Source organism: Azoarcus sp. KH32C (assembly GCF_000349945.1).
In the GTDB taxonomy this organism is placed as follows: domain Bacteria; phylum Pseudomonadota; class Gammaproteobacteria; order Burkholderiales; family Rhodocyclaceae; genus Aromatoleum.
The window spans coordinates 342,012-366,632 of record NC_020516.1 but is presented as its reverse complement, the minus strand read 5'-3'; the positions used below and the strand labels follow the sequence as shown (position 1 = coordinate 366,632).

Here is a 24,621-nt window from a genome sequence, read left to right as displayed (position 1 = left end):
AGATCAACCCGCACGCTGCAACTCCGCAATCTTCGGAAGCAGGACGTCACGCAACGCCTCCACGGTTAAGGGGCCGATGTGCTTGTAGCGAATCACTCCGGCCTTGTCGACGACGAAGGTCTCGGGCACGCCGTAGACGCCGTAGTCGATGCCGATACGTCCGTCGAGGTCCATCGCGGTCACGGTGTAGGGATCTCCCCCGTGCTGGACAAGCCACTGGCGGGCGCGATCGGTGGCAAGGCGTAGCTCGGTCGGAGCATCCATCGATTTGCCTTCGAGCTCGCTGTCGCCGCGCACTTCCTTGTAGTTGAGGCCGATGATCGGCACCGGGCTGTTACGCGAGAGTTCGACCAGCAGCGGGTGTTCCTGGCGGCAGGAGACGCACCACGACGCCCAGACGTTGAGGAGCCACACGCGCCCCTTCAGGTCGTCGGGGGAAATGGTCTTGTCCGGCGACTGCAGCTGCGGCACCCGGAAGGCGGGTGCCGGCTTATCGATGAGCGGAGATGGAACCTCACGAGGGTTGAGTCTCAGGCCGTAGCCCAGAAAGCCTGCGAGCAGCAGAAAAAGCAGGAGTGGAACGAGAAACTTCGCTTTCATGTAAACCCTCAGGCAACCTGACGCGCAGCCGCCGCGGGGGCGGCGCGTTCAGCGAGGCGACGATAACGACGGTCGGCGGCGGCGAAGATGCCACCGATGGCCATGATGATGCAGCCGAACCAGACCCAGCTGATGAACGGACGATAGAAGAGGCCGACGACCCACGCACCGTCTTCGAGCTGTTCGCCGAGATTCACGTAGACGTCGCGGAACAGGCCGATGTCGATCGAGGCTTCGGTCATCGGCATCTGCTGGGCCAGATAGACGCGCTTTTCGGGGGTGAGCGTCGCGACCTTATGTCCGTCGCGCGTGACGTCGAGGGTGCCGCGCGCAGCCGCGTAGTTGGGGCCCGGAGCATCGGCGATGCCGCGGAAGCTGAAGGTGTAGCCGGCAAGTTGCGCGGTGTCGCCCGGATGCATCTTGACCTGGATCTGGGTGTTCAGGCTTCCGACCAGGGTCACGCCGATAATGAACACGCCGATGCCGAGGTGGCCGAACCACATGCCCCACCACGCGCCGGGGATGCCGCGCAAGCGGGTGCCGGTCGCTGCGCCCGGACGATCAGCCAGGCGCTGCAGCAGGGTCTGGACGCTTCCGATGAGCACCCAGGCAGCCAGCGACAGGCCCAGGACCGTGCGCACGGAGACGTGGCCGACAGCGAAGGACACGCCGACGCCGATGATGACGCTGACGAGCAGCGGGACGACGACCTTGCGCAGGATCCTGGCGCCATCATCACCCTTCCAGCGGACGATCGGCCCGATCATCATCAGAACGATCACCGGCGTCATCAAGGGCACGAAGACCGCCTCGAAGTACGGCGGACCGACCGAGATCTTGCCGAGGCCGAGGGCGTCGACGAAGAGCGGGTACAGCGTGCCGAGCAACACCGAGCCCGACGCCACGGACAGCAGGACGTTGTTGCCCAGCAGTGCGGATTCGCGCGAAATCAGGCTGAAGCTGCCGCCGCCGGCGAGCGTCGGGGCACGCCATGCGAATAGTACCAGCGACACGCCGATCACGAGGACGAGCAGTGCCAGGACGAACATGCCGCGTGCGGGGTCGGTCGCGAAGGCATGGACCGAGGTCAGGACGCCCGAACGCACGAGGAAGGTCCCCATCAGCGACAGCGAGAAGGCGGCGATCGCGAGCAGCACCGTCCAGCTGCGGAAGGCACCCCGCTTTTCGGTGACGGCGAGCGAGTGCATCAGCGCGGTGCCGGCCAGCCACGGCATGAACGAGGCGTTTTCGACCGGGTCCCAGAACCACCAGCCGCCCCAGCCAAGCTCGTAGTAGGCCCAGCCCGAACCGACGGTGATGCCACAGGTGAGGAAGATCCACGCGACCGTCGTCCAGGGGCGCGACCAGCGTGCCCAAGCCGCGTCCATGCGGCCGGACAGCAGCGCAGCGATGGCGAAGGCGAAAGCCACCGAGAAGCCGACGTAGCCCATGTAGAGCAGCGGTGGATGGATGATCATCCCGGGATCCTGCAGCAGCGGGTTCAGGTCGCGGCCTTCGGCGGCTCCGGGAAGGATGCGGTCGAAGGGATTGGAGGTGACCAGCAGGAAGGACAGGAAGCCCGCGCTAACGCAGCCCAGCACGCCGACGACGCGCGCCATGAAGATCTCGGGCAGGTTGCGGCTGAAGATCGTGACGGCGACGGTCCACAGCGACAAGGCCAGTGCCCACAGCAGCAGGGAGCCTTCATGGTTGCCCCACACGCCGGTGATCTTGTAGATCATCGGAGTCTCGGAGTGCGAGTTGGTTGCCGCCAGTTGCAGCGAGAAATCGCTGGTGACGAAGGACCAGGTCAGGCATCCGAAGGAAAAGAGGATGAACAGGAACTGTCCCTGCGCGGCCGAGCGGCCCACGGACATCAGCGCGAGGCGGTTGCGGCTCGCACCGATGAGGGGTACGACCGCCTGCACCAGCGCGACGACAAAAGCCAGAATCAGGGAAAAATGACCAAGTTCGGGAATCATTGCTTCACCGTCTGAGCCGTCTTGTGCGCCTGGTCGACCGCGTGCTGCGCTTCGGGCGGCATGTAGTTTTCGTCGTGCTTGGCAAGCACTTCGGATGCAGTGAACTTGCCGTCCGGGCCCATTACACCCTGGACGACGGCGCCCTTGCCTTCCTTGAAGAGATCCGGCAGCGCGCCTTTGTACGTCACCGGAATCACCTTGGCGGTGTCGGTGATGGCGAACTGAACGGTCACCCCGTCTTCACTGCGCTTGACCGAGCCCTGTTCGACCAGCCCGCCGATGCGGAAGGTGCGCCCCGTGGGGGCCTTGCCTTCGGCGACTTCGGTCGGCGTGTGGAAGAACACCAGATTCTGCTGGAAGGCGCTCAGCACGAGGGCGACAGCGCCGACCAGCAAAGCCACTGCACCGGCGACCAGCACCAAGCGTTTGCTACGGGGTTTCATTCAACAATCTCCTCAAAAGCACGGCGCCCGCCCGTACTGGCGCGACGCAGACGCAACAGGCGCCGTACGGTATCCCTACGACGGCGGACGACGAGGATCAGTTCCCCGACTACCAGCAGGGCTGTTATGCCGTAGCTGCCCCACACGAAGGGCGCGAAGCCGCCCATGTCCCAGAAGGCGCTCCAGGATTCCCACTGCATCAGATCTTGCCCTCCAGGGCATTCAGTTCCGCGGCCACCCACTCGGTGTGGCGCTCACGTTCGAGAATGAGGGAGCGGACGCGCCACAGCGTGACCGCGATCGTGTAGGCCCAGGCACCAAGCGCCATGATCAGCATGCCGAGCAGCATGGTCGTGGCCATCGACGGCGAGCGGCTCATGCTGACCGAGGCGCCCTGGTGCAGGGTGTTCCACCATTTAACCGAAAAATAGATGACTGGGACGTTAACGGCGCCGACGAGCGCGATGATGGCGCCGGCGCGGTCGGCGCGACGCGGATCCTCGATCGCACGCGTCAGTGCGATGAAGCCCATGTAGAGGAAAAGCAGCAGCAACTGGGAAGTCAGGCGCGCGTCCCAGACCCAGTAGGCGCCCCAGGTCGGCTTACCCCAGAGCGAGCCGGTGACGAGCGCGACGAAGCAGAACATTGCGCCGGTCGGCGCGAGCGCCTGCGACATCATGAAGGACAGCCGGGTGTTCATGACGAGGCCGACCGCCGACCAGAAGGCCATGACGAGGTAGACGAACATCGACATCCAGGCCGCGGCGACGTGGATGTAGATGACGCGATAGACCTCGCCCTGCTGGGCGTCGGTGGGCGCGACGAAAAAGCCGAGCCACAGGCCGGCTGCGGTCAGGACCGCCGCCACGACGGCGAACCAGGGCGCGAGCTTGCCGGCAAGGGGGTAGAACATTTGCGGGGCAGCAAAGCGGAAAAGGCTCGTGCTGCGTTCAGGCTTGTTCATCTGTTTCATCATTCAACCGCGATTCTGAGGGCGCCGGCGCAGGCGATCGGTGCCAGCGCCAGGGCCGCGAGGAGGCCACCACCAAGAAGCAGAAAATGTGCCTGCGCACCGCTACCGGACAGATGGGCGTCGACTGCGCCGGCGCCGAAGATCAGCACCGGCACGAACAGGGGCAGGACCAGCAGCGCAAGCAACATCCCGCCTCCGCGCAGGCCGAGGGTCAGTGCCGCGCCGACGGCCCCGAGGAGCGCGAGGATCGGTGTCCCCAGAAGCAACGATAGGATAAGCACTCCGAGCGCTCCTTGCTCGACATCAAAGAGAAGCGCGAGGCCAGGTGCGACCACCACCACCGGCAGACCGGTGGCGATCCAGTGGGCGCTGATCTTGGCGACGACCCAGAGCACGGTTGGCTCGGGGGACAGCAGCAGTTGCTCCAGCGAGCCGTCGGCGTGGTCCTGGGCGAAGAGCCGATGCAGCGACAACAGCGTCGAGAGGAGTGCCGCGACCCAGAGCACCCCCGGGGCGATGGCCCGCAGCTGATTGGGCTCCGCGCCGACCCCGAAGGGGAAGAGGCACACGACGACGACGAAGAAGGCCAGCGTGACCAGCACGTCGGCGCGACCGCGCCAGGCAAGCAGGAGATCGCGGCCCAGGACCGCGGAGAAAGGACCCAGCGCGCGACTCAACAAGCCACCTCGGATAGATCTAGCACCTCGGGCGGACGAGCGAAGGGAGCATCCTGGTGGGTGGTGAGCACCACCATGCCGCCGGCGGCGCAATGGTCGGACAGGGTTGCAGCCAGATCGGCGACGGCGGCCACATCCAGAGCAGTGAAGGGTTCATCGAGCACCCACAGCTTGCGCCGGGTGCCGATGAATAGGCGCGCCAGGCCGACGCGGCGACGCTGCCCCTGCGACAGCACGCGAGCCGGCAGGTCGAGTTGTTCGGCGAGGCCGATCCGCACGAGGGCGTCCACGCAGGAGTCCTCGTCGCTGTCGTCTCCGGCGGCGGCGCATGTGAAGCGCAGGTTCTCGAGCGGGGTCAGCAGGTCGTTCAGCGCCGGCGCGTGGCCGAGGTAGAGCAGCGCGCGATGGAAGGTCTCGCGGTCCTGGCGTATCGAGACGTCATTCCACGTGACTTCGCCATGTTCGGCATGCGCGAGGCCGCACAGGATGCGCAGGAGGCTGGTCTTCCCGAACCCGTTGGGGCCCGCGATCCGCAGCATGGCACCCGGCGCCACCCGAAACGAGAGGTCACGAAACAGCGGGCGGTCACCCTTTACACAGGCGAGATCGTTGGCATAAAGCATGGGCGTGGATTTAACCACAGACCGGACTGCTTCGGGAGTCCCGAATGAGGGGAGGGCCGCGATTTCGCGAGCAAAAAAACGAAATCGCGGCAAGGAAATTTGACCGTATCGGTCTTATTCCTGTTTGGGCGCGCCCGGCGGATGGAAGACTTCCGGCGCGACGCCTTCGCGGCCGGCGCCGATCGCCTGTTCGATCGGCGGCAGGGAGTGCGCGATGCCCTTGTGGCAGTCGATGCAGGTCTTGCCTTCGGCGAGCCCGGCCTGGTGGGCCTTGTTGGAGCGGCGCCCCTGGACGGAGTAGTCGAAGTACTCGTAGTTATGACAATTGCGGCATTCCTGCGAGTTGTTCTTCTTCATCCGCGCCCACTCGTGCTGGGCGAGCTCGATGCGCTTGGCGCTGAATTTTTCAGGCGTGTTGATGGAGCCGAGCAGGTGGTGAAGGACTTCGTTCGACGCCTGGATCTTGCGCAGGATCTTGGGAACCCATTCCTTCGGCACGTGGCAGTCCGGGCAGGTGGCGCGCACGCCGGTCCGGTTCTGGTAGTGGATGGTGTTGCGGTACTCCTTGAAGACGTTGTCCTTCATCTCGTGGCAGCCGACGCAAAAGGCTTCGCGGTTGGTCAGTTCGAGGACGGTATTGAAGCCGCCCCAGAAGACGATGCCTGCGACGAAAGCGACGCCGCCGATGCCGAAGACGAGGCGGCGAAGCCGCTGCCACCGGGCTCCCTTGCCGTTGTTATTGTCGTGAGTCATATTCGGTTCCCTTTGTGCTTGCGCCGAGCGGATCAACGCAGGCCGTCGGCGCGCTTGAAGGTGTTTTCGACGAGCGGCTTAGCGTCGGACTGCGGGATGTGGCACTGCGTGCAGAAGTAGCGGCGCGGGGAGATGTTGGAGAGCTCGCCGCCTTCGCGGTCCTTGAAGTGCGTGAGGCTGACCTTGGTCGCGTTGAATTCCTGGTAGCGGCTCCAGGAATGGCAGTCCATGCACTTGTTGAAGTTCTTCGAGATCTCGTAGCTGTCGATCTTGTGGGGAATCAGCGGCGGCTGCTGGACGTAGTCGCGCGCGATCGGCGGGCTGTCGGCGCGATTGTGGGGCGCTTCGGTCGCGGGCTCGGGGGCTTCGACGGACACGCCGCGCAAGCTGCGCACGGTGTCTGCGGCGCCGGCGGTGCCGGTCAGGACGCCGAGACACAGTGCGGCTGCGAGGGTCATCGCGAGGTTTCGGGTCTGTCTTTTCATGACTCGCTCCTATCAATTCGGGTCGTAATTTGGAAGACGTCCTTGGCGCACACGTCGATGCAGCGGCCGCAGGTGGTGCAGTTGCGATCGAGGATGAGCGAATGGATCTGCCCGACGGCTTTCAAGGCCGGGCGGATCACCTGGGGTTCGGGGCAGACGGCAAAGCAGTCCATGCAGTCGTCGCAGGCGGCACGTCGTTGCGCGGCAACGCGGACTCGCGCAAGGGGGCCGAGAAGGCTGTAGAAGGCACCCATCGGACAAACATGACCGCACCAACCGCGCGGGGCGATCAGCAGGTCGTAGAGGAAGACGACGGCGACGATGCCCCACGCCAGCCCGCCGCCGAAAATGAGGCCGCGTTGCAGCATCGAGACCGGATTGACCCACTCCCACGCGAGACTGCCGGTCGCGAAGGCCGCGACGAGGGTGAAGGCGAGGAGCCAGTAACGGGTGTCGGACGATGGCGCCCTGCCCCCCTTCAGGCCGAGGCGGCGGCGAAGCCAGGCCGCGGCGTCGGTGACGATGCTCATCGGGCAAACCCAGGCGCAGTAGCTTCGGCCGCCGACGAGGAGGTAGAAGGCGAGGACGATTGCGCCGCCGATCAGCGCCTCGCGGTAGGGCCGCATGCCGGAGGCGAGCGATTGCAGCAGCAGGTAGGGATCGGTGAGCGGCAGTACGCCGAGGGTGAGGCTCGACGCGAGGCTGCCCTTGACGATCGATACGCCGGCGAGCGGGCCGGCGAGAAAGAGCGCGAAGATGCCGAATTGCGTCGCACGGCGCAGCAGCAGCCATTTGTGCGCGGCGAGCCGGCCCTTGGCGGCGACGGCTTCGCGGCCCGGGGAGCGCCGCGAGGCTTGCACGGTGCGTGCGGCGGCTTTCATGGCTGCCACCCGGAATCGAGGCCACCGCGCAACGGGCCGGAGGCGGGGCCTTCGCCCGGATTGACGCGCGTGTCACCGTAAGGTTTGCCTTCGAGGCCGCGTACGGGCAGTTCGAGTTGGTCACCAATCAGCGACCCGCCGGCGGCGTCCTTTTCTTCCCAGCCCTTGCGGTAGTGCGCCGCACGCGAGCCCTTGGCGAGCTTGACGGGCAGGACCTTGATCGCGGCTTCGCCCGGCAGCACGCAGGATTTCTCGCACTTGCCGCAACCCGTGCAGTAGTCTGAATGCACGGTCGGCAGCAGCATCGCATGGCGGTCCGAGTGCGGGTTGTGTTGGCGTTCGAGGGTGATCGCCTTGTCGATGACGGGGCAGACGCGGTAGCAGACGTCGCAGCGCAGGCCGAGGAAATTGAGGCAGGTTTCGTGGTCGATCAGCGCCGCGAGGCCCATGCGCGCCTTGCCGATGTCGGTGAGGCCGTGGTCCAGGGCGCCGGTCGGGCAGGCGGCCACGCAGGGGATGTCCTCGCACATCTCGCAGGGTACGCGGCGGGCGGCGAAGGACGGCGTGCCGGGCACGACGCCGTCGCCGAGCGCGGCGAGGCTCAGCGTGTGATAGGGGCAGTCGCGCACGCACAGGCCGCAGCGCACGCAGGCGGCGAGGAAGTCGTCCTCGGGCAGCGCGCCGGGCGGACGCAGCGCGGTCGGCGGCAGCGCGCGCGCCTGCTCCGCATACAGGCCGACACCGAGCGACAGCAGGCAGGCACCGCCGGCCACGCCGGCCGCTTCGCGTAGGAAGCGGCGGCGCGGGGCAATGGCTGCCGTGACGGCCGGTTTGTGCTGAACGTCGGTCATGGTCGCTTGCGTCAGGCCAGGAGACACCTTGTCGTCACCCGGCACTACGCTCTCCTCAGGCCTTGAGCACCTTGACGGCGCACTTCTTGAAGTCGGTCTGCTTCGAGATCGGGCAGGTCGCGTCGAGCGTGAGCTTGTTGACGAGGCGCCCTTCGTCGAAGAACGGGATGAAGACGAGGCCGACCGGCGGCTTGTTGCGGCCGCGCGTCTCGAGGCGGACGGTGATCTCGCCACGGCGCGAGGCGACCTTGACCATCATGCCGCGCTGCAGGCCGCGCTTGGTGGCGTCGTCCGGATGCATGAAGATCACCGCCTCGGGCACGGCGCGGTGCAGCTCGGCGACGCGCCGGGTCATCGTGCCGGTGTGCCAGTGCTCGAGCACGCGCCCCGTGCACAGCCACATGTCGAAGTCCTTGTCCGGCATCTCGGGCGGATCCTGGTAGGGCAGCGCGAAGATCACGGCGCGACCGTCCTTCTGGCCGTAGAACTTGATGCTCTCGCCGGTCTTGACATAGGGGTCGTAGCCTTCGCGATAGCGCCACAGCGTTTCCTTGCCATCGACGACCGGCCAGCGCAGACCGCGGGCCTTGTGGTAGTCGGCGAAGTCGGCGAGGTCGTGGCCGTGGCCGCGGCCGAAGGAGGCGTATTCCTCGAAGAGGCCCTTCTGCAGGTAGAAGCCGAGTTCCTTCGACTCGTCGTTGGCATACGCGGGGATCGCGTGGGCGTTGTCCTTCTGCATGTCCGACAGCGGGAACTTGTTGACGACGCCGTTCTTGTAGAGGATGTCGAACAAGGTCTTGCCCTTGACTTCCGGCTTCTTCGCGATGAGTTCCGCGGGCCACACGTCCTCGACCTTGAAGCGCTTGGAGAACTCGATGAGCTGCCACAGGTCGGACTTCGCCTGGCCCGGCGCCGAGACCTGCTGGCGCCAGAACTGGGTGCGACGCTCGGCGTTGCCGAAGGCGCCTTCCTTCTCGGTCCACATCGCGGCGGGGAGGATCAGGTCGGCTGACAGTGCGGAGACGGTCGGGTAGACGTCGGAGACGACGACGAAGGCTTCCGGATTGCGCCAGCCGGGGTAGATCTCGCCGTTGACGTTGGGGCCGGCCTGCATGTTGTTGGTGACGGCGGTCCAATAGCACTTGATCTTGCCGTCCTTCAGCGCGCGGCTTTGGGCGACCGCGTGCAGACCCATCTTTTCGGGGATCGTGCCTTCGGGCAGTTGCCAGATCTTTTCGGCGGTCGCGCGGTGTATCGGGTTCGCGACGACCATGTCGGCGGGCAGGCGGTGGGCGAAGGTGCCGACTTCGCGCGCGGTGCCGCAGGCCGAAGGCTGGCCGGTGAGCGAAAACGGACTGTTGCCGGGCTCGGCGATCTTGCCGACCAGCAGGTGCACGTTGTAGATCATGTTGTTCGCCCAGGAGCCCCGGGTGTGCTGGTTGAAGCCCATCGTCCAGTAGGACACGACCTTCTTCTTCGGGTCGGCGTAGAGCTTCGCCAGGCGCTCGAGCTTTTCGGCGGGCACGCCGGAGAGCTTCGACGCCTTTTCCAGCGTGTATTCGGAGACGAACTTCGCGAATTCCTCGAAACTGATGTCGGTTGCGGCCCCGGTGTTGCCCTTCGGCTTGCCGTCCGCACCGGGATAGCCGTTGTTGGTGGTGTTGGCTTCGAGCGGGTGGTTCGGGCGCAGGCCGTAGCCGATGTCGGTTTCGCCCTTCTTGAAATTGACGTGGGCCTTGACGAACTCGGTGTTAACCTTCTTGTTCTGGATGATGTAGTTGCAGATGTAGTTCAGGATCGCGAGATCGGTCTGCGGCACGAACACCATGCCGTTGTCGGCGAGCTCGAAGGAGCGGTGCTCATAGGTCGACAGCACGTGGACTTCGGTGCCTTCCTTCGACAAGCGCCGGTCGGTGATGCGCGACCACAGGACCGGGTGCATCTCCGCCATGTTCGAACCCCACAGCACGAAGGCGTCGGCGTTCTCGATGTCGTCGTAGCAGCCCATCGGCTCGTCCATGCCGAAGGTGCGCATGAAGCCCGCGACAGCGCTCGCCATGCAGTGGCGGGCGTTGGGGTCGAGGTTGTTGGTGCGCAGACCGGCCTTCATCAGCTTGGAGGCGGCATAGCCTTCCCAGATCGTCCATTGACCCGAGCCGAACATCGCGACGGAGTCCGGGCCGTGCTGCTTGATCGCGGCCTTCCACTTCTCGGCCATGATGTCGAAGGCCTGGTCCCAGGTGATCGGCGCGAATTCGCCGTTCTTGTCGTACTTGCCGTTCTTCATGCGCAGCATCGGCTTCGTGAGCCGGTCCTGGCCGTACATGATCTTCGACAGGAAGTAGCCCTTGATGCAGTTGATGCCGCGGTTAACGGGCGAATCCGGGTCGCCCTGGGTCGCGACGACGCGCCCGTTCTGCACGCCGACGAGCACCGAGCAGCCGGTGCCGCAGAAGCGGCAGGCGGCCTTGTCCCAGCGCACCTTGGTGCCGTTCGCGCCAGGCGCCTGGGCCTCGGCGACGACCGGGATGCCGATGCCGGCAGTGGCGGCCGCTGCGGCGATCGCATTGGTCTTGATGAATTCGCGTCTATCCATGGTCATTTCAAGCCTCCTTGTCCTGAGCGCCGCCGGTGCCGTCCGCCTTCTTGGGCGGCAGGTCCGGGATCGGTTCGGGGGGTTCCAATTCGCCAGTCAAACCTTCATCCGTGTATTCGTATGCAAGCGTTACGGCCATGACATGGGGGGCGACGTTCACGGCGAGGATCGATTCCTCCATCCGGTAGCCCTCGCCGTCCTCGATCGTCACGATGACGCGCCCCTGCTCGACGTTCGCGCCATGCACGCCGACGCCGGGAATGTCCCTGAGCGACGCGCTGAGGGCATCGATGTGCTCGGGTTTCACGTGAACCACAAGACTTGCGATCTTCATTGCCGTGCCTCCACTTGCTTGATCTGCTCCGTCAGCCGGAGAGCCCCGACCGGGCAGGGCGCCTGGCAGGCGCCGCAACCCGTACAGAGGGCAGAGTCGAGCTGCGGCTGTGCGATGCCGCCGATCGTCGGGCGAAAGCGGATTGCGCCGACCGGGCAGGCTTCGCCGCATACGCGGCATTCGACCGCCTGCCGGGCGACGCAGCCGTCGCCGATTACAGCTTTCAGATTCCAGGGGGATTCACCGTCGCGCCGCAGCGCCCGAACGCCGCAGGCCGCAACGCAATCGCCGCAGAAGGTGCATTCGCCGCGACCGAAATCGACCGTCGGAAACGCTCCGTCACCGGTGATCAGGATCGCCGTCGGGCAGGCCTTCACGCAGTCGCCGCAGCGCGTGCAGCGATCGGGAAAATCGTCCGGTCGGCCGCTCCACGGAGGAAACTGCACCGCCTGGAGCGGGTCCCGATGTCCGCGCAGGAATCCGCGACGCGAGATCGCCATGTACTCCACCAATTACCCTAATATCTCTACGGGTTTTCATTGGACACGCGAGCACGACGGCATACCTTGACCGCAGTCAAGGCGCGGATTTTTTGTATCCGCCCGCCCCTGGCAGGGCGGCGAGCGGCTTCAGCGCTCGCTTCGAAGGTGTTCGACCGCCCACACGGCGGCTTCGACGCGGGAGCGGAAATTGAGCTTGCGCAGCAGATGTTTGACGTGGACCTTCACGGTCCCCTCGGTGATGTCGAGTTCGCGCGCGATCTGCTTGTTCGAGAGCCCCCCCGCGATGTGGGCGAGGATGCCCTGCTCACGCTCGGTGAGGCCCGCGGCAGCAGCGCTTTCGGGACGTTTTTCCTTGCGCAGCGCGACGGCGAGGAGGTGGGTCAGCGCGTCGGACACGACGATGCGGCCCGCGGCGGCGGCGGTCAGAGCCTCGACCATCGCTTCGGGCTCCATGTCCTTCAGCAGGTAGCCGTCGGCACCGGCGCGCAGGGCGGCGACGAGGTCGTCGGCGGCGTCCGACACCGTGACCATGACGACGCGCGTGTCGAGGTCTGCCTGCTTGACGAGGCGCAGCACGTCGAGCCCGGACATGCCCTTCATGTTGAGATCGAGCAGCAGCAGGTCGGGGCGCAGACGCAGCGTCTGCACGAGCCCGTCATGACCGTCGGCCGCTTCGGCGAGCAGGCGGAAACCGGGGATGGTCCGCAGCAGCTGAATCATGCCGCGGCGGAACAGCGGGTGGTCGTCGATGATGATGACGCTGGGAGAGGATTCGGTCATGTCAGGTGCGGAACGACGGGTTCTGCGAACAGGGTTGGAATCGCGCCGGGCGAGAAGCGTACCACCAAGCGCGTGCCGCCCCCAGGACGGGACTGGATCTCGAACTCGCCGCCGAGGCCGCGCGCACGCTCGCCCATGATGGTCAGGCCGAAATGATGCGGCTCGCCGCCGCCGGGTGGCTTCATGCCAATGCCATCATCCTCGATTTCGAGACGGAGCTCCCCGCTTTCGAGACGCCGCAGCATCACCCGGATCCTGCTCGCCTGGGCGTGCCGCGTCGCGTTCGACAGCCCTTCGCGGATGATGTGGAGAACGTGGATTTCCTGATTGGGAGTGAGGTGGGAATCGCCCACCGTCACCTCGAGATCAATCGGCACGCCGCTGCGTGCGGCGTACTCGGACACCGTGTTGCCGAGCAGGCGCGAGAAGTCGCCTTCGATCTGCAGGCGGAAGGTCGCCAACAGCTCGCGCAGTTGGCGGTAGGCAGAGCTGATGCCCTCCTTGAGATCGGCGAGCACGGACTGCGCCTCGTCGGCCGCCTGTCCGCCGTGCAGTGCGGAGGACAGTAGGCTCGCCTGGATCTTCATGAACGACAGGGACTGGGCGAGCGAGTCGTGGAGCTCACGGGCGATGGTCGAGCGCTCCTCCTGCAGCGCGAGCAGGCGTTCGCGCTCGCTCTGGTAGGAAATGCCGAGCGCGATCCCCATGTGGCGCGTGACCGCTTCGAGCAGCGTGCGCTCCCAGTCCGCGAGGCGCCGGCCCTTCGGCATCGCCAGCCGCAGCATGCCGTAGAGCCGCTCCGCGTCGCGCAGCGGCACCTGCAGCACGTCCATGCCGCCCTCGGAGCGGTAGCTCCACGGTGATTCGCGCCCCGAGCAGTTCTGGCATGCCGCCGAGCCGAGCTCTCGCTCGGCGCAGTCGCCGAAGGTCGTCGCCAGGACGGTCGCGACGCCGCCGAGCTTCGGCTCTACGCAGACGAAGCTGCCCTGCAGGCCTAGGGTGCTCTCCAGCTCGCGCAGCGTCCCGGCGTAGGAGTCGGTGCTCGTTGGCGCGTAGTAGAGCCGCGAGATCACGTGGTAGAGCAGCTCGAGCGCGCGATTGCTGCGCGTCAGGTCCGAGGTCTTGTCCTGCACCCGGCGCTCGAGGTCACGGTAGGCCCCGGACAGCTCCTCGGCCATCGCGTTGAAGGCCTCCCCGACCTGCCCCAGTTCGTCCGGGCCGGTGTGCTCGCTCCGCGCGGCAAAGTCGCCCCGCGCAATGCGCACCGCGCAACGACGCAATTCGGTCAGGGGCTGGAAGACGCGACGCCGCAGCAGGTAGAGCGCCGCGACGACGACGGCGAGGAGCGTCACGAGCGCTGCGGCCAGCATCGTGCGCAACTGCGCGATGCGCGATTCGGCATCGCTTTCAAGCACGGCGACCAGGGTGTTGATCTGGTCCGCAAAGGTATCGACCTCGGCAAGCAGGGCCTCGTAATGCGCGGCGGCTCCTGGGTCGCCGGGCGAGGACGAGGGGATTTCCAGCAAACTGGGACGGACCCGTGCGCGCCATCCGACCTCCACGCCGCGGAAGATCGACGAAAAGATGCTGCTCGGTTCTCGCGCAAGCAATTCGACGAGCGCCGGGTGAGCCAGCGCCGTTTCAAACGTGGCGACCGCCTCTTCGACACGCGCCTGGCCGTTCCGGTCGTTGAGCCCGCGCGCGACCGCCACCGTGCCGGCGCGCTGTGCGAGCCGCCGCAGGCTCCCGGCGGCGTTGATCACGCTCGCGCTGCCGCCGACCGATTCGACCACCAGTACGGACGACCCGATGCCGACCACGCTGATCAGCGTAATCGCCGTTAGCGCCAGCATCAGCAACAACAGGATCGCACGGGCGGCGAGCCCATCGCGCAGCCGTTGCGACCAAGTGCGGGCAGCCAGCCGTTCGGCAACCGTGTTCATGGGGATACCTCCATATCTCCGCGTGCCCCTGCTCCACTCCGCCTACGGCACGCACCTTCATTAAATCAGGTACTTGCCGGATACCACCTATACCTCCTCGGAGGTATCCGGCCCAAAAACCCGCCGCGACAGCCCATGGTTTCAACCGTCGCACCTGCCTACACTCGGTTCCGGGTCGAGTCGCGGCCCGCCGCATGAGCCCGAGGAGCTGAACCAAATGACCGTTACCAGCCATCCGCAAATCCGTGAGACCTTGTCCCGCTTCACGCCGTTCGATCAACTGGACGAAGTGGCATCGGCCAAGCTCGCGCAAAGCGTTCGGGCGATGCGCGTCGCGCGCGGCGAACTCGTCGTCCAGCGTGGGAAAGCGCCGGGCGGCATGTACCTGGTAGTGGAAGGCGAGGTCAAGTTGTTCCTCATCTCCAGTGCCGGAGCGGAAAAGATCGTCCGCCTCGCACGGGCCGGCGATACCTTCTGCGAAGAGACCCTGTTCGGCATCGAGGAGCCGGTCCTCGCGGCCCAGGCCACCCGTGAGAGCGTGCTGCACTTCATCCCCCGTGCCGCGATCAATGCCGCGATGCCCACGCAGCCAGCCTTCGCGATGGCGCTGATGGCCCGCCTGTCGCGCCGGGTCAGCGAACTCGTCGAGGGGATGGAGCAGTGTATGCAGCGCAGCAGCACGCAGCGCGTCGCGCACTACCTCGTCCAGCACGCCGACGGCGACAGCATCGAAGTGCGTCTGCCATGCGACAAGCAAACGATCGCCTCGCAACTGAACCTGACGCCGGAAACCTTCTCGCGCGTGCTCAACCGGCTCACGCGCGACGGCGCGATCCTGCCGCGCGGGCGGCGCGCGATCATGCTCACCGACCGGCCGCAACTCGAGCGGATCGCCGCTTGACGCTCAATCGGTCAGGATGCTGACCGCTTCGCGATTGCCCTCCGCAGCCAGCCAGCGCACGAGCAAACGGTAGCGGTCGAGATCGAAGCGACGCGGCGCGCTCTCGCGGAGCGCCAGCAGTGCGGCCTCGCTGTCGGCGCTACCCAGATGACACCAGTGGTCGAAGAGATGCCAGGCCTCGGTGCCGCTGTGTTCGGAGCGCTCGGCAATCGCGACGGCGCCGGTCCACGGCCACGGTCGCATGCGCACCGCACCCAGCGCTCCGTGCAGGCGCTCGTCGTGCTCCGCGATGCTCTCCCGGTTCGCACAGACTCCGGCACAGCGCCCGGCCTGGTGCGCACTGCACGCGCCGTTGCCGCCTTCGAGACCGAGGCGACGCGGGCATAGGCGGTAGGACTGCGCGAGTTCGTGCAGCAGGCTGTCGGCTTCCTTGCGCGTGCGAAAGACGCCATGCACGTCGCGCCAATCAAGCGGGTCCGTGCCGGCGAGCGGCACGCGCTGGAGGATCGGCGGGCGCTTGCGCCCCGGCAACAACTGCAGCCCGAAAGCGCCCTCGCCGCTCGTCGCAGCGCGGTTGTACATCGGCCGACGCTGGTGCAGCAGCTCGGCCTCGCGCAGTTGCGCGGTGAGTTCGCCGGCGCACTCTTCCCAATCGACGCGGCGTACGCGGCGGGCGAGTTCCGCCTCCTGGCCCTTAACGCGCGGCGAGAAGTGCTCCATCACGCGTGCGCGCAGACTCGCGCTGCGGCCGATGTAGAGCAGCTGATCGTTCTCGCCGTAGAGGAAATACACGCCGGGCGATTCCGGCAGCCCTTCGAGCACGCCTTCGGGCAACTGCGCGGGCCGTGCCGGCGCCTTCATCGCACGCTCGACGGCGCGCGCGAGCACGTCCTCGGGAAAGGCATCCGTGACGAGGCGCGAGAACTGCCACAGCACTTCAGTATCGCCCATCGCGCGATGGCGCGCCGAGCACACGAAGCGGTGCCGCTCGATCAGCGCGTCGAGACCGTGGCGATGATGTTCGGGATAGAGGGCGCGCGAAAGCTTGACGGTGCACAGCACCGGCGCGTCGAAGGTCTGACCGATGCGGCCAAACTCGCTGCGCATGAAGCCGTAGTCGAAGCGCGCGTTGTGGGCGACGAATACCGCGCCGTCGAGACGCCTGCGCAATTCGTCGGCGACCTCCCCGAAGCCCGGCGCGGCGGCGACCATCTCGTCGGTGATGCCGATCAGGCGCTGGATCAGCGGCGGGATCGGGCAACCGGGATTGACGAGGCTTTCCCAGCGATCGACGAGCTCGCCGCGCTCGATGCGCAGCACCGCGATCTCCGTGACGCGATCGCGCACCGGGTTTGCACCGGTGGTTTCGACGTCGACCAGGACCAGGGATTCAGGCAGCGACACGGGACTCGGGCGACGACGAACGGGGCGTCAACGGCCGTCTCCCAGCGCCGCAGGACGCGGCGCGAAGGGAAAGGCGGCGATCAGTTGTAGCTCTTATAGGTCGTATCGTAGTAATAAGCCTTGGTCGGCACTTCGGCGTCGTCGAAGGCTTCGTTCGTCGCCAGGTCTTGCGGCTTGTCCCACCACAGGGCACGGCCCTTCTTCTGCTCGACGACTTCCTTTGGGTTCTTCTCGAGGAACTCGCGGATGAATTTCGTGTGCTCGGATTCGTAGATCGCCATCTCTCTCTCCCTATGCAAGGCGACGCATTGTAGACCTCGCATCGCGCTTGCGCCACTAGGCCTTCGACAGCATCTCCCCGGCGAGAATCCACAGCGCCGTCGCCGCGAGCATCGCCGCCATGCTGTAGTTGAAGAGGCGGAGCATGCGCGGCTGTTGCATCCACGTGCGCATGCGGTCGCCGGCGACGGCCCACAGCGCGATGCACGGCAGGTTGATCACCGCACAGAACACTGCCAGCACCGCCGCCGTCTGCCAGCCGCCGCCGCGCGGCAGGAACAGGATCGCGACGTTGAGCACCATCATCCAGGCTTTGGGATTGACCCACTGGAACAGCGCCGCGCCGACGAAACCCAGCGGGCGCGACTTTCCGCCTGCCCCCGGCTCGCCCGCGCGCGCCTGACGCCAGGCGAGCCACAACAGATAGGCACAGCCGGCGCCGACCAGCGCCGGGCGCGCCGCTTCAATCCAGGCGAGCACCCACGCGAGCGCCGTCGCGACGATCGCGACCTGCACGGCGTGACCGATGCTGATGCCGAGCATGTGCGGCACGGTGCGGCGGAAGCCGAAATTGACGCCGCTCGCGGCGAGCATCAGGTTGTTCGGACCGGGCGTCACGGACATCGTGGCCACGTAGGTCAGCAGCGGCAAATCGAACATGGTTTCTCCTCCGGCATCACTGTCACCGAACACAGGATACGGAGTTGACTACAAAGGTTACAGCTCCAGAATTTTGTATTTATACTGGACACAGCCATTCATAATCCGATCTGTACCCATCCATTTGCCGGTTCACTGCACCCAGCCATGAACGACGTCGCCCCGCCCCGCTACCAGACCCTCGCCCACGAGCTGCGCCAGGCCATGGGTGACGGCCGCCTGCCGCCCGGCGAACGCCTGCCCTCGGTGCGCGAGGCGGCGAAAAGCCGTGGCCTGAGCATCAACACCGTGCTCGCGGCCTACCGCCAGCTCGAATCGCACGGACTGATCGAGGCGCGGCCGCAATCCGGCTATTTCGTGCGCTCGCGCCTCGCGACGCCTCCGGCGCCGAACTTCGGCAATGAGCCCGCGCCTGCACAGGCCGCGGAAACGCAGGTGCTGAGCCGCATCGCGACCGTCATCGCGGCGCAGTCCAGCCCCGACAACATCGACCTGTCGCTCGCCTGCCCGAAAGGCGGCGACTTCTACCCCGGCGAACGTCTGAGCCGGCTCGTCAGCGAGCTCGCGCGCAAGCGCCCGGGACTGCTGACCGACTACTCGCTGCCGCCGGGCTCGCTGCTGCTGCGGCGCGAGATCTGCCGCCACGCGCAGGAACTCGCGATGACGCTCGCGCCCGACGACGTCCTGCTGATCAACGGCTGCATGGAAGGGCTGCAGCTCGGACTGCGTGCCGTCACGCGCCCCGGCGACACGATCGCCGTCGAGTCGCCGACCTATTTCAACCTGATCCCGCTCGCCGAACGGCTCGGGCTCAAGACGATCGAGGTGCCGACCCATCCGGACACCGGGATGTCGCTCGACGCGCTCGAACTGCTGCTGTCGGAAAAGCGCGTGCAGGCGATCGTTGCGATGCCGAACGTGCACAACCCGCTCGGGACCAGCATGCCGGTCGAAGCGAAGCGGCGGCTCGCGAATCTCGCCCATGAGTATCGCGTGCCGGTGATCGAGGATGCGCTCTATGCCGAGCTGCAATACGCGACGCCGCTGCAACCGGCGGTGAAGGCCTTCGACCGCGACGGCTGGGTGATCGTCTGCGCGTCGTACACGAAGACGCTTGCGCCGGGATTCCGCATCGGCTGGATGGAAGGGGGCCGCTTCAAGCGCGAACTCGCCGAGCTCAAGTTCTGCTCGTCCGTGTCGCAGCCGGCGTTGCTGTGCGAGGCGCTCGGCGTGTTCCTCGAGAACGGCGGCTACGCGCAGCACCTGCGGCGGCTGCGTCGTGCCTACGTCGGGCAGATCGACCGCCTGCGCGGGCTCATCGACACGGCCTTCCCGGCCGGCACGCACGCGACGCAGCCGACCGGCGGCTTCCTCGTGTGGGTACAGTTGCCGGAAGGCTGCGACACGAACCGGCTCTTCGACGACGCGCAGGCGCGCCGCATCAGCATCACGCCCGGCACGCTGTTCTCGCCGAGCGGACGCTTCGGGCGCTATGTGCGGCTATCGGGCTGCTATCCGTTCTCGGAACGCCACGTGCATGCGCTGATGACGCTGGGCGAACTCGCCGCGCAGCAGCTATGAGGGCCGGCTAGGAAGGCGTCTGGCCGCAGAAGCTCGCCAGCATCATCGCGACGTCGTCGCGCCCGAGTCCGTTGACGATGAAGACGATCCGGCTGCGGCGGTCGTCGTAGGGGGGCGTATCGGGCCAGGCCGGCAGGCTCGTCGTCGGGTAGGCCGAGTGCTGGACGCATTGCAGCACGCGCGGTTGCGGGTCGCCCGCGACGTTGAGCAGGCCCTTGATGCGCAGGATGCGCGCGCCGTAAAGTTGCAGGATCATGCCCAGGCCGTCCGCAAAGGACAGCCAGTCGAGCGGTTCGTCGAAGCGCAGCACGAAACTCGTGACACCGCTGTCGTGACGGGCAGGCGCTTCGGCACGAGGGGCGGAGGTCCCCGGACGACGCCATGCGGTCGATGCCGGCTGCGCCCGCAGGCGTTCGGCGCCGAGCCATGCGGCGACATCGGCCGGCTTGCTGCCCGGATCGTAGACGCCGCAGCCCGATACCGCATCGGCCGACACCTCGCCGCGGAACACCTCGATGCAGGGCGCCCCCGGATTGAGCTGGGCGAGCCGTTCGGTCACCGCCACGCGTTGCGCCTCGTCGGCGAGATCGCATTTCGTCAGCAGCAGCCGGTCGGCCATCGCGACCTGGCGCACGGCCTCGCGATGCGTGTCGAGTTGGACGAGCGCGTGCGTCGCATCGACCGCCGTGATCACGCCCTCGCAGCGGTAGCGCTCGGCGAGGAAGGGCTCCTGCATCAGCGTGTAGATCACGGGCGCCGGATCGGCCAGGCCGGTCGTTTCGATCAGGACGCGGTCGAGGCCGGGGATCTCGCGGCGGAGCGCCCGCATGAAAAGGTTCTTCAGCGCCTTCACGAGGTCGCCCTGCACGCTGCAACACACGCAGCCCGAGTCGAGCACGACGAGGGTCTCGTCGACCTTGTCGACGAGGTGGTGGTCGACGGCCACTTCGCCGAATTCGTTGATCAGCACCGCCGCGCGCGCCATCGCCGGGTCGTGCAGCAGGTGGTTCAGCAGCGTCGTCTTGCCGGCGCCGAGAAAGCCGGTCAGCAGCGTGACGGGAACGCGGCGGTCGGCGCTTGCGTCGGCCGTCCGGGATTCTTGTGCGCTCATCGGATCAGGGACGCGAGTCGCTCTTCAGGCGGCCGATGCGCACCACTTCCGGCTCGCGCCGCACCGCGCGCATCACGCGGGCGAGGTGCATGCGGTCGCGCACCTGCACCGTGAGGCTCATCGCGGTATAGAGGCCGCCCTGCTCGGTGTCCATCGTCACGTTCTGGATGTTGCAGTCCTCGTCGGCGATCGCGCTGGCGACGCGCGCGAGCACGCCGCGCACGTTCTTCGTCAGCACCTTGATGGTGACGTCGAAGAGCCGCTCCTCTCCCGCCTCCCACTCGACGTCGACCCAGCGGCCGCGGTCGCCGCGCAGCTTCGCCACGACCTGGCAGTCGTGCAAATGCACTTCGAGGCCCTGGCCCTTGCGGATCACGCCGATGATCGGGTCTCCCGGTATCGGCTGGCAGCAGCGCGCGAGCTGCACCGCGATGCCCTCGCTGCCGCGGATCAGGATCGCACCGGCGGGTTTCGGCTTGACGACGTCCGGACGGCCAGATTCCATATCCTGGGCCTGCGCGAGCCGGCGCGCGACGATCACCGGCAGACGGCGGCCAAGCCCGATGTCGGCGAGGATCTCGCGCTTGGCGCGGACCCCGCGGTCGCGCATGAAGCGGTCCCACGCGAAGGCGCTGATCTGGCCGAGCGTCAGGCCGTGCGGGCGCAGCGCCTGGTTCAGCAGCCGCTCGCCGAGCGACACCGATTCTTCCTGCTGCGCACCCTTCAGGAAATGCCGGATCTGCGCGCGCGCCTTGCCGGTACGGACATAGGCGAGCCAAGCCGGGTTCGGGTTCGCGTGCGCAGCGGTGATGATCTCGACCTGGTCGCCGTTCCTGAGCTCGGTGCGCAGCGGCATCAGATCGCCGTTGATGCGACAGGCGACGCAGCGGTTGCCGATGTCGGTATGCACCGCGTAGGCGAAATCGACCGCGGTCGAGCCCTTCAGCAGCGACAGGATGCGGCCCTTCGGCGTGAAGACGTAGACCTCGCCCGGGAAGAGGTCGATCTTCACGTGTTCGAGGAATTCGGTCGCCTCGCCCGAGGTCGATTGCAGTTCCAGCAGCGATTGCAGCCAGGAGTGCGTCTTCTGCTGCAGCTCGGTCAGCGTCTTCTCGTCTTCCTTGTACAGCCAGTGCGACGCGACCCCGCTCTCGGCGATGTGGTGCATCTCGGCGGTGCGGATCTGCACCTCGACCGGCGTGCCGAAGGGGCCGATCAGCGTCGTATGCAGCGACTGGTAGCCGTTTGCCTTCGGGATCGCGATGTAGTCCTTGAACTTGCCCGGCACCGGCTTGTACATCGAGTGCAGCGCGCCGATCGCGAGGTAGCAGGCCGGCACGTCCGGCACGATCACGCGAAAGCCGTAGATGTCGAGCACCTGCGAGAAGGACAGGTGCTTTTCCGCCATCTTGCGGTAGATCGAAAACAGGTGCTTCTCGCGCCCGCGCACCTCGGCACGGATGCCCCACTGCGGCAGCCGCTCCTCGATCGCCACCAGCACCTTGCCGACGACTTCGCGACGGTTGCCGCGCGCCGACTTCACCGCGCGCGACAGCACGCGGTAGCGCATGGGGTACTTGTGTTCGAACGCGAGTTCCTGCAGCTCGCGGAAGATGTTGTTCAGGCCCAGCCGGTTCGCGATCGGCGCGTAGATCTCGAGCGTCTCCTGCGCAATGCGGCGACGCTTGGCGGGGCGCACGCAGTGCAGCGTACGCATGTTGTGCAAGCGGTCGGCGAGCTTGATCAGGATGACCCGCAGGTCGCTCGCCATCGCGAGCAGCATCTTGCGGAAGTTCTCGGCCTGCGCCTCTTCCTGCGAGCGGAATTCGATCTTGTCGAGCTTGGAGACACCATCGACCAGCTCGGCCGAGGTCTTGCCGAAGCGTTCGGCGATCTCCTGCTTGGAGATGTGCGTGTCCTCCATGACGTCATGGAGGAGCGCCGCGATCAGTGCCTGCGGATCAAGGTGCCAGTCGGCGACGATGTCGGCGACGGCGACCGGGTGCGTGATGTAGGGATCCCCACTGATGCGGAACTGGCCCTCGTGGGCGTTCGCCGCGAAGTGGTACGCCGCCTCGACGCGCCCGACGTCCTCGGCGCGCAGGTAGCCGCCCAGCTTGGTCTTAAGCTGGGCGAAGTCCAGCGCCAGCACGCACGAGGGCGGCGGACGAAACGGTTCGGGAGCGGGAATCGCGGCAGCTTCCATGGCACGATTTCCCTCTCCCCGGAGGGGATCAGGCCTGACCGCGGTTGAGGACTTCCAGGCCGACCTTGCCGGCGGCGATTTCACGCAAGGCGATGACCGTCGGCTTGTCCTTGTCGCTCTTGTCCAGTTCGACCTGGGGCGTCGAGCCGATCGTGATCTGGCGCGCGCGGTAGGTCGCGGCGAGCGTCAGCTGGAAGCGGTTGGGAATGCGTTTGAGGCAATCCTCGATGGTGATGCGAGCCATGTGTCAGTCCTGTTCTAGAAAATCGAAAAACTGCTGGTGCCGGAGCCGCTGCCGCCCGTAGCGCAGCCGCGAGGCACGCACCACCGCGACGAGATCGTCGATGGCGCTCTGCAATTCGTTGTTCAGTATAACGTAGTCGAATTCGCCGACATGCCGCATCTCGCCGCGTGCGCCGAGCAAACGGCGGGCGATCACCTCGTCGCTGTCGGTGCCGCGACCGCGCAGGCGCGATTCGAGTTCCTCGACCGACGGCGGCAACACGAACACACCGACGGACTCCTGGAACACGCGCCGCACCTGCTGCGCACCCTGCCAATCGATTTCGAGCAGGATGTCGCGCCCGGACGAGATCTGCTCCTTTAGCCAGACCTTCGAGGTACCGTAATAGTTTCCGTGCACCTCGGCCCATTCCAGGAATTCGCCGCGATCGCGCAGCGTGCGGAAGGTCGGGACGTCGACGAAGTGATACTCGCGACCATCCTGCTCGCCCGGCCGCGGCGCCCGCGTCGTATAGGACACCGAAAGCTGGACTTGCGGATCGCGCTCGAGCAATCCCTTCACGAGGGTAGTCTTACCGGCTCCCGAGGGCGCCGTGACGATGATCAGAGTACCGGGCATGAATTTGATTCGACAGGCAGATTGTCCATTGTGCCAGCGAGCCGCGCCACGCCGCAAACGCTCGCTCACATATCTGCGAGAATCGGGTGGGGACGGGCGGCAGGCGCTCCCCTACAATAGCGCCCACCATGACCATTCCGCGATCCCTCGGCGCCCTCCTGCTGGCCAGCCTCGTCTTTTCCGCAAATGCCGCCGAGGCTCCCCTGCCCGCGCTCGGCGCGCAGCTCGCCGGACTCACGGTTTCCGGCGTCTCGTCGGGCGGCTACATGGCGGTGCAGTTCGAAGTGGCCTACTCCAGCCTGGTGACCGGCGCCGGCGTGCTTGCCGGGGGACCCTACGAATGCGCCGAAGGCAGCCTGTGGCGCGCGCTGCGCAACTGCACGGCGCCCGGCGTCGGCAGTGCCGCTCCCGACGCGGCGCAAACGCTGTCCCACATCGAGTGGCAAGCCCAGGCCGGGCGCATCGATCCGCCCGCGGGCCTGCGCGACGACCGCGTGTGGGTGCTCAGCGGCACCGAGGACCACACGGTTGAACATCCCGTCGTCGACGCGCTGCTCGCCTTCTATCGCCAGCAGTTGCCGGAGTCGGCAATCCGTTCGGTCACGCTGCCGCAAGCGGGACACGCGATGATCTCGATCGCGGACCCGAAGCCCAACGCCTGCTCGACCTCGGAGCCGCCTTACATCAACCGCTGCGGCGACTTTGATGCGGCCGGCCAGCTTCTCGCCCACCTGATCGGGCCGCTCGCGCCGCGCAGCACCGCTTTGCACGGTGAGGTCATCGTGTTCGACCAGCGCCCTTACACCGGCGCTCCGCCCTTCGAGCTGAGTCTCGCCGATCGCGGCTACGCCTATGTCCCCGCCCAGTGCCATGCGGGCGGCTGCAAGGTGCACGTCGCCTTCCACGGCTGCCGGCAGTCGGAGTCGCAGGTCGGGATGCGCTTCGTCAAGGGCGCCGGCTACAACGAATGGGCCGACACCAACCGCCTGATCGTGCTCTACCCGCAGACGATTCCGCGCAGCGGCTGGACCTGGGGATCGTGGCGCTGGGTGTACAACCCGAAAGGCTGCTGGGACTGGTGGGGCTACACGGACGACGGCTACGCGACGCGTGATGGCGGCCAGATCCGCGCCGTGCGCGCGATGCTCGACCGGCTCGCCCAGCCGCCTGCCGCGCCCCCGAGCCGATGATCG

The 24,621-nt window shown here is 66.6% G+C and carries 26 protein-coding genes; 3 read left to right on the top strand and 23 right to left on the bottom strand.

The features are described from left to right. Positions 1 to 3: 3 nt before the first annotated feature. The 16 genes from AZKH_RS01580 to AZKH_RS01505 form a co-directional block, all read right to left on the bottom strand. Complete coding sequence (locus AZKH_RS01580; RefSeq protein ID WP_015433970.1) at positions 4 to 600, bottom strand: DsbE family thiol:disulfide interchange protein; 597 nt, start codon at positions 598 to 600, stop codon at positions 4 to 6. 8 nt (positions 601 to 608) lie between these two features. Then, positions 609 to 2,582, bottom strand: coding sequence for a heme lyase CcmF/NrfE family subunit (locus tag AZKH_RS01575; protein WP_015433969.1), 1,974 nt, complete (start codon positions 2,580 to 2,582; stop codon positions 609 to 611). After that, on the bottom strand, positions 2,579 to 3,025 hold the full coding sequence (gene ccmE, locus AZKH_RS01570) for a cytochrome c maturation protein CcmE (protein WP_015433968.1): 447 nt from the start codon (positions 3,023 to 3,025) through the stop codon (positions 2,579 to 2,581). Before ccmE ends, AZKH_RS01575 begins: the two co-directional genes overlap by 4 nt. Continuing rightward, positions 3,022 to 3,225 (bottom strand): heme exporter protein CcmD, encoded by a 204-nt coding sequence (gene ccmD / locus AZKH_RS01565; protein WP_015433967.1) that lies wholly within the window; start codon positions 3,223 to 3,225, stop codon positions 3,022 to 3,024. The genes ccmE and ccmD overlap by 4 nt, the downstream gene beginning before the upstream one ends. After that, positions 3,225 to 3,989 (bottom strand): heme ABC transporter permease CcmC, encoded by a 765-nt coding sequence (gene ccmC / locus AZKH_RS01560; protein WP_041655804.1) that lies wholly within the window; start codon positions 3,987 to 3,989, stop codon positions 3,225 to 3,227. The genes ccmD and ccmC overlap by 1 nt, the downstream gene beginning before the upstream one ends. A gap of 8 nt (positions 3,990 to 3,997) precedes the next feature. Next, the gene (gene ccmB / locus AZKH_RS01555; RefSeq protein ID WP_015433965.1) at positions 3,998 to 4,675 is read right to left on the bottom strand and encodes a heme exporter protein CcmB; all 678 of its coding nucleotides are present in this window, start codon (positions 4,673 to 4,675) and stop codon (positions 3,998 to 4,000) included. After that, positions 4,672 to 5,298 carry a cytochrome c biogenesis heme-transporting ATPase CcmA gene (ccmA, locus tag AZKH_RS01550; RefSeq protein WP_041655803.1) on the bottom strand — a complete coding sequence of 209 codons (627 nt, stop codon included), beginning with the start codon at positions 5,296 to 5,298 and terminating at the stop codon, positions 4,672 to 4,674. The genes ccmB and ccmA overlap by 4 nt, the downstream gene beginning before the upstream one ends. Positions 5,299 to 5,412: 114 nt before the next feature. Continuing rightward, complete coding sequence (locus tag AZKH_RS01545) at positions 5,413 to 6,051, bottom strand: NapC/NirT family cytochrome c (protein WP_015433963.1); 639 nt, start codon at positions 6,049 to 6,051, stop codon at positions 5,413 to 5,415. Between the two features lie 32 nt (positions 6,052 to 6,083). After that, entirely contained in the window at positions 6,084 to 6,536 is a 453-nt protein-coding gene (locus tag AZKH_RS01540; RefSeq protein ID WP_015433962.1) for a nitrate reductase cytochrome c-type subunit, read from the bottom strand. Continuing rightward, positions 6,533 to 7,417: a quinol dehydrogenase ferredoxin subunit NapH gene (gene napH, locus AZKH_RS01535; protein ID WP_015433961.1), complete on the bottom strand. Its 885-nt coding sequence runs from the start codon at positions 7,415 to 7,417 to the stop codon at positions 6,533 to 6,535. Before napH ends, AZKH_RS01540 begins: the two co-directional genes overlap by 4 nt. Further along, a complete protein-coding gene (gene napG / locus AZKH_RS01530; RefSeq protein WP_041656642.1) occupies positions 7,414 to 8,268 on the bottom strand; it encodes a ferredoxin-type protein NapG in 855 nt (284 codons plus the stop codon). The genes napH and napG overlap by 4 nt, the downstream gene beginning before the upstream one ends. Positions 8,269 to 8,323: 55 nt before the next feature. After that, positions 8,324 to 10,870 carry a nitrate reductase catalytic subunit NapA gene (gene napA / locus AZKH_RS01525; protein ID WP_015433959.1) on the bottom strand — a complete coding sequence of 849 codons (2,547 nt, stop codon included), beginning with the start codon at positions 10,868 to 10,870 and terminating at the stop codon, positions 8,324 to 8,326. Between the two features lies 1 nt (position 10,871). Beyond that, the gene (locus AZKH_RS01520) at positions 10,872 to 11,198 is read right to left on the bottom strand and encodes a chaperone NapD (protein WP_015433958.1); all 327 of its coding nucleotides are present in this window, start codon (positions 11,196 to 11,198) and stop codon (positions 10,872 to 10,874) included. Next, entirely contained in the window at positions 11,195 to 11,698 is a 504-nt protein-coding gene (gene napF / locus AZKH_RS01515; protein ID WP_015433957.1) for a ferredoxin-type protein NapF, read from the bottom strand. Before napF ends, AZKH_RS01520 begins: the two co-directional genes overlap by 4 nt. 129 nt (positions 11,699 to 11,827) lie before the next feature. Then, positions 11,828 to 12,481 (bottom strand): two-component system response regulator NarL, encoded by a 654-nt coding sequence (gene narL, locus AZKH_RS01510; protein ID WP_015433956.1) that lies wholly within the window; start codon positions 12,479 to 12,481, stop codon positions 11,828 to 11,830. Next, complete coding sequence (locus tag AZKH_RS01505) at positions 12,478 to 14,424, bottom strand: histidine kinase (RefSeq protein ID WP_015433955.1); 1,947 nt, start codon at positions 14,422 to 14,424, stop codon at positions 12,478 to 12,480. The genes narL and AZKH_RS01505 overlap by 4 nt, the downstream gene beginning before the upstream one ends. A gap of 217 nt (positions 14,425 to 14,641) precedes the next feature. Between AZKH_RS01505 and AZKH_RS01500 the strand changes: the two genes are divergently transcribed. Next, a complete protein-coding gene (locus tag AZKH_RS01500; RefSeq protein ID WP_015433954.1) occupies positions 14,642 to 15,325 on the top strand; it encodes a Crp/Fnr family transcriptional regulator in 684 nt (227 codons plus the stop codon). Between the two features lie 3 nt (positions 15,326 to 15,328). On the opposite strand, the gene AZKH_RS01495 is transcribed toward AZKH_RS01500, so the two are convergent. The 3 genes from AZKH_RS01495 to AZKH_RS01485 form a co-directional block, all read right to left on the bottom strand. Then, on the bottom strand, positions 15,329 to 16,729 hold the full coding sequence (locus AZKH_RS01495; protein WP_015433953.1) for an exonuclease domain-containing protein: 1,401 nt from the start codon (positions 16,727 to 16,729) through the stop codon (positions 15,329 to 15,331). Positions 16,730 to 16,809: 80 nt separating this feature from the next. Continuing rightward, positions 16,810 to 17,010: a DUF3460 family protein gene (locus AZKH_RS01490; protein WP_015433952.1), complete on the bottom strand. Its 201-nt coding sequence runs from the start codon at positions 17,008 to 17,010 to the stop codon at positions 16,810 to 16,812. A gap of 55 nt (positions 17,011 to 17,065) precedes the next feature. Then, the gene (locus tag AZKH_RS01485) at positions 17,066 to 17,668 is read right to left on the bottom strand and encodes a LysE family translocator (protein ID WP_015433951.1); all 603 of its coding nucleotides are present in this window, start codon (positions 17,666 to 17,668) and stop codon (positions 17,066 to 17,068) included. A gap of 147 nt (positions 17,669 to 17,815) precedes the next feature. On the opposite strand from AZKH_RS01485, the gene AZKH_RS01480 reads away from it, so the two are divergent. Next, positions 17,816 to 19,249, top strand: coding sequence for a PLP-dependent aminotransferase family protein (locus AZKH_RS01480; RefSeq protein WP_015433950.1), 1,434 nt, complete (start codon positions 17,816 to 17,818; stop codon positions 19,247 to 19,249). A 7-nt stretch (positions 19,250 to 19,256) separates the two neighbouring features. Here AZKH_RS01480 and AZKH_RS01475 read toward each other — a convergent pair whose 3' ends face one another. From AZKH_RS01475 to gmk, 4 genes are read right to left on the bottom strand one after another with little or no spacing between them, the layout of a single operon-like run. Beyond that, the gene (locus tag AZKH_RS01475) at positions 19,257 to 20,360 is read right to left on the bottom strand and encodes a GTP-binding protein (protein WP_015433949.1); all 1,104 of its coding nucleotides are present in this window, start codon (positions 20,358 to 20,360) and stop codon (positions 19,257 to 19,259) included. A gap of 4 nt (positions 20,361 to 20,364) precedes the next feature. Next, positions 20,365 to 22,566 (bottom strand): bifunctional (p)ppGpp synthetase/guanosine-3',5'-bis(diphosphate) 3'-pyrophosphohydrolase, encoded by a 2,202-nt coding sequence (locus AZKH_RS01470; RefSeq protein WP_015433948.1) that lies wholly within the window; start codon positions 22,564 to 22,566, stop codon positions 20,365 to 20,367. A gap of 28 nt (positions 22,567 to 22,594) precedes the next feature. Then, entirely contained in the window at positions 22,595 to 22,810 is a 216-nt protein-coding gene (gene rpoZ / locus AZKH_RS01465) for a DNA-directed RNA polymerase subunit omega (RefSeq protein WP_015433947.1), read from the bottom strand. A 3-nt stretch (positions 22,811 to 22,813) separates the two neighbouring features. After that, on the bottom strand, positions 22,814 to 23,428 hold the full coding sequence (gene gmk, locus AZKH_RS01460; protein WP_015433946.1) for a guanylate kinase: 615 nt from the start codon (positions 23,426 to 23,428) through the stop codon (positions 22,814 to 22,816). A gap of 128 nt (positions 23,429 to 23,556) precedes the next feature. Between gmk and AZKH_RS01455 the strand changes: the two genes are divergently transcribed. After that, positions 23,557 to 24,618, top strand: coding sequence for a poly(3-hydroxybutyrate) depolymerase (locus AZKH_RS01455; protein WP_015433945.1), 1,062 nt, complete (start codon positions 23,557 to 23,559; stop codon positions 24,616 to 24,618). The last annotated feature ends 3 nt before the right edge of the window (positions 24,619 to 24,621 follow it).

What these genes read in the sequence shown, in the direction of transcription:
- AZKH_RS01580 (WP_015433970.1), bottom strand. Translation starts at nt 600, where the DNA reads ATGAAAGCGAAGTTTCTCGTTCCACTCCTGCTTTTTCTGCTGCTCGCA.
- AZKH_RS01575 (WP_015433969.1), bottom strand. Translation starts at nt 2,582, where the DNA reads ATGATTCCCGAACTTGGTCATTTTTCCCTGATTCTGGCTTTTGTCGTC.
- ccmE (WP_015433968.1), bottom strand. Translation starts at nt 3,025, where the DNA reads ATGAAACCCCGTAGCAAACGCTTGGTGCTGGTCGCCGGTGCAGTGGCT.
- ccmD (WP_015433967.1), bottom strand. Translation starts at nt 3,225, where the DNA reads ATGCAGTGGGAATCCTGGAGCGCCTTCTGGGACATGGGCGGCTTCGCG.
- ccmC (WP_041655804.1), bottom strand. Translation starts at nt 3,989, where the DNA reads ATGAACAAGCCTGAACGCAGCACGAGCCTTTTCCGCTTTGCTGCCCCG.
- ccmA (WP_041655803.1), bottom strand. Translation starts at nt 5,298, where the DNA reads ATGCTTTATGCCAACGATCTCGCCTGTGTAAAGGGTGACCGCCCGCTG.
- AZKH_RS01545 (WP_015433963.1), bottom strand. Translation starts at nt 6,051, where the DNA reads ATGACTCACGACAATAACAACGGCAAGGGAGCCCGGTGGCAGCGGCTT.
- AZKH_RS01540 (WP_015433962.1), bottom strand. Translation starts at nt 6,536, where the DNA reads ATGAAAAGACAGACCCGAAACCTCGCGATGACCCTCGCAGCCGCACTG.
- napH (WP_015433961.1), bottom strand. Translation starts at nt 7,417, where the DNA reads ATGAAAGCCGCCGCACGCACCGTGCAAGCCTCGCGGCGCTCCCCGGGC.
- napG (WP_041656642.1), bottom strand. Translation starts at nt 8,268, where the DNA reads ATGACCGACGTTCAGCACAAACCGGCCGTCACGGCAGCCATTGCCCCG.
- napA (WP_015433959.1), bottom strand. Translation starts at nt 10,870, where the DNA reads ATGACCATGGATAGACGCGAATTCATCAAGACCAATGCGATCGCCGCA.
- AZKH_RS01520 (WP_015433958.1), bottom strand. Translation starts at nt 11,198, where the DNA reads ATGAAGATCGCAAGTCTTGTGGTTCACGTGAAACCCGAGCACATCGAT.
- napF (WP_015433957.1), bottom strand. Translation starts at nt 11,698, where the DNA reads ATGGCGATCTCGCGTCGCGGATTCCTGCGCGGACATCGGGACCCGCTC.
- narL (WP_015433956.1), bottom strand. Translation starts at nt 12,481, where the DNA reads ATGACCGAATCCTCTCCCAGCGTCATCATCATCGACGACCACCCGCTG.
- AZKH_RS01505 (WP_015433955.1), bottom strand. Translation starts at nt 14,424, where the DNA reads ATGAACACGGTTGCCGAACGGCTGGCTGCCCGCACTTGGTCGCAACGG.
- AZKH_RS01500 (WP_015433954.1), top strand. Translation starts at nt 14,642, where the DNA reads ATGACCGTTACCAGCCATCCGCAAATCCGTGAGACCTTGTCCCGCTTC.
- AZKH_RS01490 (WP_015433952.1), bottom strand. Translation starts at nt 17,010, where the DNA reads ATGGCGATCTACGAATCCGAGCACACGAAATTCATCCGCGAGTTCCTC.
- AZKH_RS01485 (WP_015433951.1), bottom strand. Translation starts at nt 17,668, where the DNA reads ATGTTCGATTTGCCGCTGCTGACCTACGTGGCCACGATGTCCGTGACG.
- AZKH_RS01480 (WP_015433950.1), top strand. Translation starts at nt 17,816, where the DNA reads ATGAACGACGTCGCCCCGCCCCGCTACCAGACCCTCGCCCACGAGCTG.
- AZKH_RS01475 (WP_015433949.1), bottom strand. Translation starts at nt 20,360, where the DNA reads ATGAGCGCACAAGAATCCCGGACGGCCGACGCAAGCGCCGACCGCCGC.
- AZKH_RS01470 (WP_015433948.1), bottom strand. Translation starts at nt 22,566, where the DNA reads ATGGAAGCTGCCGCGATTCCCGCTCCCGAACCGTTTCGTCCGCCGCCC.
- rpoZ (WP_015433947.1), bottom strand. Translation starts at nt 22,810, where the DNA reads ATGGCTCGCATCACCATCGAGGATTGCCTCAAACGCATTCCCAACCGC.
- gmk (WP_015433946.1), bottom strand. Translation starts at nt 23,428, where the DNA reads ATGCCCGGTACTCTGATCATCGTCACGGCGCCCTCGGGAGCCGGTAAG.
- AZKH_RS01455 (WP_015433945.1), top strand. Translation starts at nt 23,557, where the DNA reads ATGACCATTCCGCGATCCCTCGGCGCCCTCCTGCTGGCCAGCCTCGTC.